The organism is Streptomyces sp. NPDC057623 (assembly GCF_042800355.1).
In the GTDB taxonomy this organism is placed as follows: Bacteria; Actinomycetota; Actinomycetes; order Streptomycetales; family Streptomycetaceae; genus Streptomyces.
The window spans coordinates 17,189-29,661 of sequence record NZ_JBHVGZ010000074.1 but is presented as its reverse complement, the minus strand read 5'-3'; the positions used below and the strand labels follow the sequence as shown (position 1 = coordinate 29,661).

10 protein-coding genes are annotated in these 12,473 nt (G+C 69.1%); 3 read left to right on the top strand and 7 right to left on the bottom strand.

What is annotated here, in order from left to right; all coding sequences use genetic code 11:
- The first annotated feature begins 157 nt into the window (after positions 1-157).
- Complete coding sequence (locus ACFU95_RS42395) at positions 158-541, top strand: VOC family protein (RefSeq protein WP_383840274.1); 384 nt, start codon at positions 158-160, stop codon at positions 539-541.
- A gap of 45 nt (positions 542-586) precedes the next feature.
- Here the strand turns inward: ACFU95_RS42395 and ACFU95_RS42390 are convergent, their stop codons facing one another.
- The 6 genes from ACFU95_RS42390 to ACFU95_RS42365 form a co-directional block, all read right to left on the bottom strand.
- A complete protein-coding gene (locus tag ACFU95_RS42390; protein WP_383840271.1) occupies positions 587-1,357 on the bottom strand; it encodes a group II truncated hemoglobin in 771 nt (256 codons plus the stop codon).
- Positions 1,358-1,458: 101 nt separating this feature from the next.
- Entirely contained in the window at positions 1,459-4,698 is a 3,240-nt protein-coding gene (locus ACFU95_RS42385; RefSeq protein ID WP_383840328.1) for a S8 family serine peptidase, read from the bottom strand.
- Positions 4,699-4,964: 266 nt separating this feature from the next.
- Entirely contained in the window at positions 4,965-5,648 is a 684-nt protein-coding gene (locus ACFU95_RS42380) for an ABC transporter ATP-binding protein (protein WP_383840268.1), read from the bottom strand.
- Positions 5,649-6,094: 446 nt separating this feature from the next.
- Positions 6,095-7,573 (bottom strand): ABC transporter permease, encoded by a 1,479-nt coding sequence (locus tag ACFU95_RS42375; RefSeq protein ID WP_383840265.1) that lies wholly within the window; start codon positions 7,571-7,573, stop codon positions 6,095-6,097.
- Positions 7,574-7,731: 158 nt separating this feature from the next.
- Positions 7,732-8,982 carry an Ig-like domain-containing protein gene (locus ACFU95_RS42370; protein ID WP_383840262.1) on the bottom strand — a complete coding sequence of 417 codons (1,251 nt, stop codon included), beginning with the start codon at positions 8,980-8,982 and terminating at the stop codon, positions 7,732-7,734.
- Positions 8,983-9,201: 219 nt separating this feature from the next.
- The gene (locus tag ACFU95_RS42365) at positions 9,202-9,555 is read right to left on the bottom strand and encodes a hypothetical protein (protein WP_383840258.1); all 354 of its coding nucleotides are present in this window, start codon (positions 9,553-9,555) and stop codon (positions 9,202-9,204) included.
- Between the two features lie 109 nt (positions 9,556-9,664).
- On the opposite strand from ACFU95_RS42365, the gene ACFU95_RS42360 reads away from it, so the two are divergent.
- Both ACFU95_RS42360 and ACFU95_RS42355 read left to right on the top strand, forming a co-directional pair.
- Positions 9,665-10,003: a hypothetical protein gene (locus ACFU95_RS42360; protein WP_383840255.1), complete on the top strand. Its 339-nt coding sequence runs from the start codon at positions 9,665-9,667 to the stop codon at positions 10,001-10,003.
- A 42-nt stretch (positions 10,004-10,045) separates the two neighbouring features.
- The gene (locus ACFU95_RS42355; RefSeq protein WP_383840252.1) at positions 10,046-10,810 is read left to right on the top strand and encodes a hypothetical protein; all 765 of its coding nucleotides are present in this window, start codon (positions 10,046-10,048) and stop codon (positions 10,808-10,810) included.
- A gap of 54 nt (positions 10,811-10,864) precedes the next feature.
- Here ACFU95_RS42355 and hutH read toward each other — a convergent pair whose 3' ends face one another.
- The gene (hutH, locus tag ACFU95_RS42350; protein WP_383840325.1) at positions 10,865-12,403 is read right to left on the bottom strand and encodes a histidine ammonia-lyase; all 1,539 of its coding nucleotides are present in this window, start codon (positions 12,401-12,403) and stop codon (positions 10,865-10,867) included.
- Positions 12,404-12,473: the final 70 nt, after the last annotated feature.

The following is a 12,473-nucleotide window of genomic DNA, read 5'->3' as shown; positions in this document are numbered from 1 at the left end:
CTTATCCCGGTGGACCTCATGCGGAACGGGCGGCTCCGAGGCGGAGTACCGAAGGAGTAGAGCCGCCCCCTCCTCGGGACCGATGTGCCGTGCGGCGGCCCCGCCTAGCGTGAGGTCAGGAGCCCGACCGAACCGTGCACACGAGGAGGCAGCCCCGATGACCGTCCAGCTCAACCACACCATCGTCGCCGCGCACGACAAGAAGACATCGGCCCGGTTTCTCGCCGACATCCTCGGCCTGGAGGTGAGCCCGCAGTACGGCCCGTTCATCCCGGTCGGCATCCCCAACGGCGTGACCCTGGACTACGTGGACGCATCTGACACCATCACGCCGCAGCACTACGCGTTCCTGGTGTCGGAGGACGAGTTCGACACGATCTTCGGTCGGATCCAGGAGGCCGGCCTGACGTACTGGGCCGACCCGTACCACCGCCGCGCCGGCGAGATCAACCGCAACGACGGCGGCCGCGGCACGTACTTCGAGGACCCGAACGGCCACAACCTGGAGATCCTGACGAGGCCGTACGGCAGCGGCGGCTGAGTCCGGGCGCCCGCGGCCTTCGACGCGCTCCTCGGCCGACTGCCCTCACCCCTGATACGGCGGTGCCGCCCCCCAGTTCCACCGCGGGACCGGCTGCTCCGCCGGCGGCACCGCGTCCGGCCCGGAGAAGTACACCGCCAGCCGCGTCCCCCACTCCACGTACGCCAGGAACGCCGAGCGGAACTCCGCGTCGGTCGGCAGGCCCGCCTCGTCCGCCGCGTCCTGGATGAGGTTGACCCAGCGGCGGCGCTGCGGCTCGGTGATGCCGCGCCCCATGTGCTTGGCGACCATGTGGCCGTGCCCGCCCTGGGTCTCGGAGTAGGCGGGCGGGCCGCCGAACACCTCACCGAGCCAGAGGGCCACATGTTCCGCATGGGCGGGGTCCAGGCCCGCGAAGAGCGGGGCCAGGAGGTCGTCCTTGAGGACCTTGTCGTAGAAGACGGACGTCAGGCGGGCGAACGCCACCGCGCCGCCGGCCCAGGCGTAGAGCGTGGGTACCGACGCGCCCGCGCCACGGACCGTCGTCGGCTTGTAGTGGCGCATCTCCTGGATGTAGGGGATGTAGGGGCGGATCTCGGCGAGGAAGTCGGGGAACAGCTCCGACTCGCGGAAGCCCTCCATGTGGTCCCGCGTCGACGTCCAGGTGATGCGCAGGACGTAGTGCTCGAAGTCCTCCTCGCAGCGGGCGAGTTCGTAGTCGACGCAGTGTGGGGACGCGGCCAGCTGGGCCGCGGCACGGGTGTAGGCGGCCAGGAACTCCGCCGACTGCTGCTCGGGAATGTGGTACCGGATGTACTCCACCGTGTGAGCCGTCATGGCCTCACGGAAACACGGACCGCCCGCCGGAAGCTGCACTTCCGGCGGGCGGTTCGCTCACGGCCTACTTCTTGTAGTGGGCCTGCATCACGTCGTACGGCCTACTTCCCGTAGTACGCGTTGTAGATCGAGATCGTCGACTTGTTGCCCTTCTTGTCGGCGATCTTGGCGTGGAAGGAGACGGCCTTCCCCTTCGCCGGGTTCTTCACGGTGATCTTGCCGTTCCTGACGTCGAGCTTCTTCCAGCTCTGGCCGTAGTCGTACGACACGTACACGTGCAGCGACTTCAGGTTGCTGCCCGCGGCCGCGCCCACGACGGTGACCGGGAACGTCACCTTCCGGTCCGCCTCGACCCGGCTGTCCAGGCCCGTCCTGGCGTTGAAGCGGACCGTGGAGGCCGGGAGCGTGGCCTGGTCGGCGGACGGCTTCTTGGAGCGGAAGGTCCAGCTCGCGTCGATCCGCGTGGAGGCGGCCGCGACCTTGACGGTCCGCTTGACCGAGGTCGTCAGCTTGTACTCGGCGTCCCCGGCCGGGACCTTGAAGGTCTCTCCGCCGAACAGCGGGTCCTCGTTGGTGCCGACCTTGGTGCCGTTGCGGTAGAGGTTCGTGGTCACCGCGGTGAAGTCGGACGAGCCCGCGTGCTTGTTGGCGTCGGCGAACAGCGGCAGCGAGCCGTAGATCTCGTTGCCCTCCCGGAACAGACCGAACTCCTTGTTGATGTGCGGGCCGAAGACCGCCGTGTTGAAGGTCTTCGCGTAGCTCTGGCCCGCCTTGAAGGTCTGCGGAAGGCCCAGCGTGTAGTACGCGTCGACGATCAGGGCGCCGTCCGCGTCCCGGCCGGCGTACTGCTCCAGGTCGAACGTCCACTGGACCTTGTCCGACGTCGACAGGTACACCGTCCGCGAGCCCGGCAGCTTCTGCTCGACCGGGGTGCCGAACACGACGTCCTCGGGGAAGACTCCCAGGGCCAGCAGCCCACCGGTCTTGCCGGGAGCCGAGGCACCGAGGTTGTTCTTCACCTTGGCCAGCTCGCCCGCCTTGAAGTGGCGGACCTTGTCGCCCTGGATCTTCTTGACCTTGGCGGTGGTGGCGACGTCGTACTCGGTGTCGGCGCCCTTGGTCCACTGCCCGTTCCAGGTCTGGGTGAGACCGCTCGCCACCTCCGGACCGAGATGCGCCAGGCGCAGGTCGGCGAAGGAGTCGTGCACGGCGCCGATGGCGACGAGCGCCGGGGCGTAGTAGTAGTTCGTGCCGGCCAGCACCTGCTTGGCCTGCGCGTCGGGCACCGTGATGTCGGCCGACTCGGTCGTGCGGGCGTCGACCGTCACCGAGGTGTCCTTGGTGACGCTCAGCTTCGGCTGGACCAGCCAGTCGAGGCCGCCCTCCATGTTCACCCAGTCCTTGGCGATCCAGGCGTCCATCAGATACGTGCCCTTGGGCAGCCGCATCTTCGTGGTGCCGGACTCGGTGGGCGGCACCTGGTAGTAGCGGTCCTTCGCCAGGCCGGTGTAGCCGAAGAGGTCCGTGAGGTACTCCGGGGCCGGTTTGCCGTCCTTGCCGATGTGCTGGACGGTGACGTCGTACGACTCGATCTCGCGCTGCACCGCGGCGCCGGTACGGACGCTCTGCCCGCCGCCCGTCGCCGTCACATACGCGGAGTAGGCGCCGTCGACCGTGCCGCCCAGCCTGGTGTCGGCGGTGAAGTCGACGGTGGCCTTGCCGCCTGCCGGGACCGTCACCTTCGTCGCACCGAGCTTGAAGAAGCCCTCCGGGGCCGGCCGGCCCTTGGGGTCGGTGGCCGTGGCGGCCAGCGTGAGCGTGACGTCCTGCGTACCGAGGTTGCGGTACGTCAGCTCCTTGGCGACCGGCTTGTCGTCGGTGTGCGGCCACTGCTGCGTGCCGAAGCTCACCGACACCGGGTCGGCGATCACGGTCTGCTTGATGGCCTTGTCGACCTGGATCCGGCCCGAACCCTGCTGGAACGGCGTGTACTTGCCGCCCTTGGCGGAACCGGTCAGCGCGCCCTTGAGCTCGGCGTACGTCCAGTCCGGGTGCTGCTGCTTGAGGATCGCCGCGGCGCCCGCGACATGCGGGGTCGCCATCGACGTGCCCTCGATGGTCAGGTAGCCGGGCGGGTTCTCGCCGACCTCCTGCTCGATGAGGCTGCCCTTGGCGGACGCCGCCGTGATGGCCACGCCCGGCGCGGTCACGTCGGGCTTGATCGCGCCGTCGCCGACCCGCGGGCCGGTGCTGGACCACGGAGCGAGGACGTCCTTGTCGTCGACGGCGCCGACCGTGAGCGCGGCGTCCGCGCTGCCGGGCGAACCGACCGTCTCCGGACCGGAGTTGCCCGCCGCGATCGCGAACAGGATCCCCTTCTCGGCGGAGAGCTTGTTGACCGCCGCCTCCAGCGGGTCGATCTCCGGGGTGTCGCCGCCGCCGAGGCTCATGTTGACGATCTGGGCGCCCTGTTCGGCGGCCCACTCCATGCCGGCGAGGATGCCGGAGTCGTCACCGGAGCCGGTGTCGTCGAGGACCTTGCCGGCGAGGATGTCGGCGCCGGGCGCCACACCCTTGAACTTGCCGCCGGACCTGGCGCCGGTGCCGGCCGCGATGGACGCGACGTGCGTACCGTGGCCGACCTTGTCGTCCGTGGTGGCGGCGGGGGTGAAGTTCTTGGCCGCGACCACCTGGTCCTTGAGGTCCGGGTGGGTGGCGTCGACGCCGGTGTCCAGGACGGCGATCTTGACGCCCTTGCCGTCGTAGCCGGCCGACCACGCCTTGGGGGCGCCGATCTGCGCCACGGACTTGTCGAGGCTGGCCTTGCGGACGCCGTCGAGCCAGATGTGCGCGATGCCGGAGGCCGTCCGGTCGCCGTTGGTGAGCGCGTCCCACAGTTCGGGCGTGTCCTGGTGCGGGGTCTGCACCGCGTCCGCGTTCAGGGACTTCAGGGTCCGGCGGAGCTTGCCCGCGTCACGGACGTCCGCCTTGGCGCCGGCCGCTCCCCCCTGGTAGCCGACGATGACCTTCAGGCCCTTGGCCTGGGAGGCCCGGGTCGCGGACTTGCCCAGCTCGGTGACGTCGAACAGCCGCTGGTCGAGCTTGCCCGCGGCGACCAGCTGGGCCGCGTCGGCCGGGATCACGAGCGTGTGCCCGTCGGCCTTCCGGATCTTCACGGGTATGTGCTCGCGCCCCTTCGCCCGCTCCATGCCGACCACCCGGCCCTTGGAGTCGACGGAGACCCGGTCACCCGTGATCAGGGTGATGCGGTGTGGGGACGTGAGCGAGGCAGCGGCGCCGGACGGGCGCTGCTCCGGTTCGGCCGACGCCGGGCTGGTCATGCCCGCGGCGAGGGCGACGGCGGCCGCCGTGGCGACAGAGGCCGCGCATACTCTTTTGACCTGTCTGCGCAAGTTTCCCCCTTGCTGAAGGTCCGGGCGAATTCCCGTTCACCCGGCCAGGGGAAGTCACGTACGCATGCGCGTCGCCCCCCGGAATACGCAGTATGCCGAGGGGCGATCAGGCACCTCAATACATGAGAAGAAGGTAAGAAGCACGTCGGCCCTCTGTTACGCGACGGCGTGAACTCCGTTACGCAGTCGCCGGGTTACGCCCCCGTGTTCTCCTTGACACTGATCCGCCCCTTGCGGATGGTCGCCACCCGCGGGGCCTTCTTCGCGATCGCCGAGTCGTGGGTGACCATGATGAAGGTCAACCCGAGTTCCTTCCACATGCGTTCGAGTACGTCCATGATCTCGTCGCGCATCGACTCGTCGAGGTTTCCGGTGGGTTCGTCGGCGAGCAGCACCTTGGGCTGCTTGACGAGTGCGCGGGCGATGGCGACTCGCTGCTGCTGTCCTCCGGACATCTCGGAGGGCAGATGCCCGAGCCGCTCGCCCAGTCCGACGGAGTTCAGCGCTTCGGCGGCCCGCTCGCGCCGCTCCTTCGCCTTGACGCCCAGGGGGACGAGGGCGGTCTCTACGTTCTCCTGGGCGGTGAGGGTGGGGATCAGGTTGAAGGACTGGAAGACGAAGCCGATGTTCTCGCTGCGGACCTTGGTCAGCCGGGCTTCGGACAGCTTGGCCAAGTCGGTGCCGTCGAGGACGACTTCGCCCGCGGTGGGGCGGTCGAGCCCGCCGAGCATCTGGAGGAGGGTGGACTTGCCACCGCCGGTGGGGCCCTGGATGACGAGCCGGTCGCCGTCGGCGATGGTGAGACCGACTCCGTCGAGGGCGTGGACGGTGTCCTTGCCCCGGGTGTAGCGCTTGGTGACGTTTCTGAGTTCGTACATGAGGGTGCTCCTGGGTGGAGTGGACTTCGGGGTGGATCGGATCGTTGTGCGGCTGCGGGTGAGTGGGGGCTGGTCTCGCAGTTCCCCGCGCCCCTGGCGGGGGTGCGGTCCTGTCGGCCGTAACTGCGGGGAGTGGCAGTCCACTTCGGCTGCGGGTGAGTGGGGGTTGATCGCGCAGTTCCCCGCGCCCCTAAGGGGGTGCAGTCCTGTCGGCCGTAACTGCGGGGAGTGGCGCTCCACTTCGACTGCGGGTTCGTGGGGGCCGATCGTGCGGTTCCCCGTGCCTCTGGGTGGCTGTTGGGTGGCACGCTTGCCTGGCTGGCTGTGTGGTCTGCGGGACTGCAACCCCCCAGGGGCGCGGGGAACTGCGCGACCAGCCCCCACTACCCGCAGCCGAAGTCCCCGGCCCCGTCCACGCCCGCAGCCGCAGCCGGCGTCGGCGTCGGCTACTCGACGCGGCGCAGGGCGTCCGCCGGGCGGAGCCGGGACGCCCGCCAGCCGCCGAACGCGCCGGCGATCAGCCCACCCGTCACCGCCAGCCCGACCGCGAGGGCAACCGTCGTGAGGCTGACCGGCGCCGTCAGCGCGACGTCCAGCGTCGTGCTCGCCGTCTGCCGACCAGGACCGCCCCCGAAGCCGCCGCCCGGACCACCGCCCATGCCACCACCACCAGCGCCGCCGCCCAACTGCGCCTGCAACGTCGGGCTGATCGCGGTCACGACATACGCCCCCGCGAGCCCCACCGCGATCCCCAGCGCACCGCCGAGCAGCCCGTTGACGACCGCCTCGCCGACCACCTGCCGGGTCACCCGCCCCGACTTCCACCCCAGCGCCTTCAGCGTGCCGAACTCCCGCACCCGGCGCGACACCGCCGAGGACGTCAGCAGCCCCGCCACCAGGAACGCGGCCACCAGCACCGCGATGGACAGCCACTTGCCGACGCTGGTCGCCAGCGAGGACGCCGTGGACAGGGAGCCGGACACCGTGTCCGCGAGATCGGCGGAGGTCGTCACCGTCGTACCGGAGATGTTCTTCTGGATCGTCGACTTGACGGAGTCGATCCGCTGGGAGTCGGTCGCCTTGACGTAGATCGTGGTGACCTTGTCCTTCGCGTCGGCGAGCGTCTGCGCCCGCTTCAGCGGGATGTAGAGGTTGGCGGCCGCGTCCCCGCTGTCGGGCGTGGCGATACCGATCACCTTGAACTTGGTGCCCTTGACGGTGACGGTGGAGCCGACCTTGAGCTTCTTCTCCTTGGCGTACGACGTGTCGGCGACGACGACCTCGGCGTTCGTCTCCGTCGTCCTGAACGTACGGCCGCTGGTGATCTTCGACGAGGTCAGCGGGCCGAGCGCCGGCTTGGTGACATCGGTGCCATAGACGGAGTAGTTCTTGACGTCGAAGTTGGCGCCGCCGCCGCGCACTTCGCCCTGCGGCTGCCCGGTGCCGCCACCGCCCTGCTGCCCGGGACCGCCGCCCTGCTGGCCCCCGCTGCTCTGGTCCTGCTGGAACTCACCCCGCGTGAACTCGCCGCTGACCTTGATGACCTGGAGGCTCAGCCCGCCCACGGCGTCCGAGACCCCGTTCTGCGAGCCGACCTTGGTGACGGTCGAGCCGGCGAGGGTCTGGAAGCCCTGGACCATCACACGGTCGCTGGACTGCTCCTCGTCGGAGCCGTTGTCCTGCGCGTCGAACTGGAAGCGCGGCCGCTCGGAGCTGTTCGCGGCCGGCTCGGCGGCCTTGGTGACGGTCATGTCCGTGCCCAGGCCGTACAGGGACTGGAGGACCTTGTCCTGGGCCTGGCTCATGCCGGAGGACACGGAGTTGACCACGATGACCAGCGCGATACCCAGCGCGAGTCCGGAGGCGACGACGAGGGCCGCCTTTCTGCGGCGGCGCAGCTCGCGCCTCAGGTAGGTGAAGAACATGGCCGCAAGGTAGGGACGGCGCGTGATGACTGGATAAGGCCGAAATAAGAGAAGGATGAGAAGGCTGAGAACGTCCCCGGAAACAACGATGCCGCCCCTGAGGGCGGCATCGTTGCTTGTGAGCGTGCTGTAGGGCGACTGTGCGCGCCTCAGCGGTGTCAGACGGCCGAACCGGCCTTCCACTGCGCCCAGTCCAGGTTCCAGCCGTTGAGGCCGTTGTCCGGGGCGATGGTCTTGTCGCCGGTGTTCTGGACGACCACGACGTCACCGACGATCGAGTTGGTGTAGAACCAGTAGCCCGCTACGCCCTTGTCGTTGGCGCCCTTGGTGTCGGACAGGCCCACGCAGCCGTGGCTGGTGTTGACGCTGCCGAAGATGGACTTGGCACCCCAGTAGTTGCCGTGGATGAAGGTGCCGGAGCTGGACAGGCGGATGGCGTGCGGCACGTCCTTGATGTCGTACTCGCCCTTGCCGTCGTCGTCCGTGAAGCCCACGGTCGCGCCGTTCATGCGCGTCTCCTTGAACTTCTCGGACATCACCATGATGCCTTCGTAGGTCTTGTTCTCCGGCGAACCGGCGGAGATCGGGATGGTCTTGATGGTCTTGCCGTCCTGCGTGACCCTCATCTGCTTGGTCTTCGCGTCGACGTACGAGATCTGGTTACGGCCGATCTTGAAGGTGACCGTCTTCTCCTGGACGCCGTAGACACCCTCGGCGCCCTCGACGCCGTCCAGGGCCATCTTCAGGGTGACGGTCGAGCCGCCCTTCCAGTACTCGTCGGGCCGGCAGTCCATGCGGGTGTCGTTGAACCAGTGGCAGACGACTTCCTGGCCGCTGGTGCTGGTGACGGTGATGCCCTTCTGGACGGCCGCCTTGTTGGCGATCGACTTGTCGAAGTTGATCGACACGGGCATACCGACGCCGACGGTGGAGCCGTCCTCCGGCGTGAAGTAGCCGAGGAAGCTGTTGCTCGGGGAGACCGTGGTGAAGGAGGCGTTCTCGTGGGCCTCCAGGCCCTTGGAGTCCTTCGCGGTCACGGTGACCTTGTAGGTCGTGGAGCGGTCCAGCTGGGCGTTGGGCTTCCAGCTGGTCTTGTCCGCGGATATCGCGCCCTCGACCGCGGCGCCCTCGGCGGTCGTCATCGACACCTCGGTGAGCGTGCCCTTGCTCACGGTGACGGCGGCGGAGTTGTTGATGGAGGCGTTGTCGGTGCCGTCCTTGGGCGTGATCTTGATCTGGGCCGCGGAGGTCTTCTTGGCCGCCGCCTCGTCGACCTTGGACTGCGAGCTGTCGCCGCCGTCGCTGCCGGAGGCGTTGTCGTCGCCGCCGGAGCAGGCCGAGAGCACCAGGACACCGCCGAGCAGTGCGGACGCGACCGTCAGGCCCCTGCGTCGCTTACTGTTCGTCATCACACGCTTCTCCATTGTTCCCGAATCCCCAAAACCCCGAGAGTCCCCGTCAAGATCTTCAACGCTACGACCGGTTCGTCCCGTTCCACATCCCTTGTATGTGTAGCGCACACCACGTCCGCCGAGGCGGGTGGTGCGGGTGTCGGTCAGTGCGCCCCATGAGACGACGAAACCCCGGGCGGCGGTTGCCGTCCGGGGTCACGATTTCCCCAAGACGTCTCAGCCGGCCCGCTCGGCCTCTTCGCCGTCGAAGTCCTCCTCCACATCATCCTCGTCGAGGTCCCACTCGGGCGAATCCGGGTCGTACTCGATGCGCTCGCTGGACCAGGAGGCCTGCGCGAGCTCGACCCCCGGTACCTCGCTGACCAGGTCGAACGGATCGACGAGATAGGCGAGGGCCTCCGCAGTGTCTTCCGTCACAGCGGCCTCGGCGTGGGTCCGTTCGTCGGCCGGCATGGTGGTGTCGTCGGCGATCCGGCGCAGCGCGGCCTTCGTGACGGCGTTCTGGTCGTCCACTTCGAGAACGAGTTCCACGCGAAGCCGTACAAAACGTGATGTTTCTGGTGTACTCATGCCCGGAGCGTACGGCCCTTTTCCCCCGTGACTTTCCCGTGACCCGCGACTTTCACTAACATCGGCCCACACGGCCAATTCGCCAGCGCCACAAGGGGATCGATATTCCGTGTCCGCCGCTCACCGATCGTCGTCCACCGCACGCCGATCGCTGCTGACCGCCACCGCCGCGGGAGCCCTGCTGGGCGCCCTGTGGTTCGTACCCTCCGCGAACGCGACAGGCGACGAACCGGCGAGAACGGAGCCTTCGGCGACCCCTTCGACCCAGGTCACCCAGCAGGCTCGGGCCGCGTCCGAGGGCGTCGACGACACCACCGGGAACGGCACCCGGCTCGCCGACACCGGAAGTTTCGACACCACGCCGTACATCGTCGGGGGGACCGTCTCCCTCGCGCTGGGCGCGGGTTTCGTCGCCTACTCGGTGCGCCGGGAACGTCTCGAATTTTGAACTCGCTTGACGCTCCCTTCACCTGGGCTTCATAGTCCGCCCATGAAGAGATCATCGGGCGTGCGTGTAGCCGCCACGGTTGCCGTGAGCGTGCTGTCGCTCGCCCTTGTCACGGGTTGCGGGGGTGACTCCGGCGGTTCCGACGCGAAGGCGCTCAGTGCCGCGGAGTTGAAGAAGTCGATCATCGCGCAGGGCGATGTCGAGGGTTACAAGGTGGACGCGTCCGGCAAGCAGCTGCCGAAGTCCAAGGACCAGGTCAAGAGCAGCGACGAGCAGTGCACGCCGCTGGCCTACGCCATGAGCGGCCAGGCACCGGGCGACGCGGCCTCGCAGACGGCCGTCATGGTCACGCAGGACAAGAAGAAGCCCACCGACGACGCCTCCAAGTCCCTGGAGGACCTGACGGAGAGCGAGATCGAGGACTCGTTCACCAGCGCGCTGGACCTCACCATGACGGTCGTCGGGCTCTCCTCCTACGACGGTGACGGCGCCGAGGAGACCTTCAAGTCCGTGTCGGACGCGGTGGAGAAGTGCTCCAAGGGCTTCCCGCTCGTCATGCAGGGCACGGACCAGAAGCTGACGGGCATCACCGCCGAGAAGCCGTCCGGCGCCGGTGACGAGTCGGTCGGCTTCACCGCGAAGAGCGACGCGGAGGACGGCGACGTGGCCACCACGCACGTCGAGGTGGTGCGGCACGGCAGCACCATCGCCACGTACTACACGATGAACCTCGGTCTGATGATGACCGACAAGGCGTACGACGTCCCGGCCGCCGTCCTCGACGCGCAGGCCGCCAAGCTGAAGTAACCCGCGCCTACCGCTTCGGGGCCCTGTCGTTCGTACGACGGGGCCCCTTCTCCGTCACTGGAGCGGCCCGGTGACCTTCTCCGCCGCGGCGAGCAACTCACCGCGGCGCACGAACGCGTCGGCCGCGGCGAGGTCGGGTGCCAGGAACCGGTCCGGACCGGCGCCCTGGACCCCGGCGGCCCGTACGGCGTCGATGACGGCCCGCGAGGCCGGCGCCGGGGCGAGGCCGGCCCGCAGCTCGATGGCGCGGGTGGCGGCGTAGAGCTCCACCGCCAGAACACGCGTGAGGTTGTCCACGGCCGTACGCAGCTTGCGGGCGGCGGACCAGCCCATGGAGACGTGGTCCTCCTGCATGGCGGAGGAGGGGATCGAGTCGGCGGACGCCGGCACGGCCAGCCGCTTCAACTCGCTGACCAGGGCGGCCTGCGTGTACTGGGCGATCATCAGCCCCGAGTCGACGCCCGCGTCGTCGGCCAGGAACGGCGGCAGTCCGTGGCTGCGGTTCTTGTCCAGCAGCCGGTCGGTGCGCCGCTCGGCGATGGAGGCGAGGTCCGCGACGGCGATGGCGAGGAAGTCCAGGACGTAGGCGACGGGCGCCCCGTGGAAGTTGCCGTTGGACTCGACCCGTCCGTCGGGCAGCACGACGGGATTGTCGACCGCGGACGCCAACTCCCGCTCGGCGACGAGCCGCGCGTGCGCCATGGTGTCCCGCCCGGCGCCGGCGACCTGCGGGGCGCAACGCACCGAGTAGGCGTCCTGGACGCGGGGCGCGTCGTCCTGGTGATGCCCGGTCAGCCCCGAACCCTTCAGCACGGCCAGCATGTTGGCGGCGGAGGCGCCCTGCCCGGGGTGCGGCCGGATGGCGTGCAGCTCGGGTGCGAGCACCCGGTCGGTCCCGAGGAGCCCTTCGAGGCTCAGCGCGGCGGTGACGTCGGCGGACTTGTAGAGGGTGTCGAGGTCGGCGAGGGCCATGACCAGCATGCCGAGCATGCCGTCGGTGCCGTTGAGAAGGGCGAGCCCCTCCTTCTCGCGCAGCTCCACCGGCGCGATGCCGTGCGCGGCGAGCAGCTCACCGGCGGGCCGCACGGTCCCGTCCGGGCCCTCGGCGTCGCCCTCCCCCATGAGCGTGAGGGCACAGTGCGACAGGGGGGCGAGGTCGCCGGAGCAGCCGAGGGAGCCGTACTCGTGGACGACCGGCGTGATCCCGGCGTTGAGGATGTCGGCCATGGTCTGCGCGACCGCGGGCCGTACGCCCGTGCGTCCCGAGCAGACCGTCTTGAGCCGCAGGAACATCAGCGCCCGTACGACCTCCCGCTCCACCCGCGGCCCCATACCCGCCGCGTGCGACCGGACGATGTTGCGCTGCAGCTGGGCGCGCAGCTCCGGGCTGATGTGCCGGGTCGCCAGGGCACCGAAGCCGGTGGAGACGCCGTAGACGGGGTCGGGCTTGGCCGCCAGCGCGTCCACGATCTCGCGGGCCGCGGCGAGCGCCGCGACGGCCTCCGCCGAGAGCTCGATCCGGGCCCCGCCGCGTGCCACGGCGAGAACGTCGGACGCGGTGACCCCGGACGTCCCCACCACCACAGTGTGCATATCCATATTCAGGAGCGTACGCAGTGAAGACGAAGATGTCACTAGTGGGTGGGCGGTACACCCCTTACAA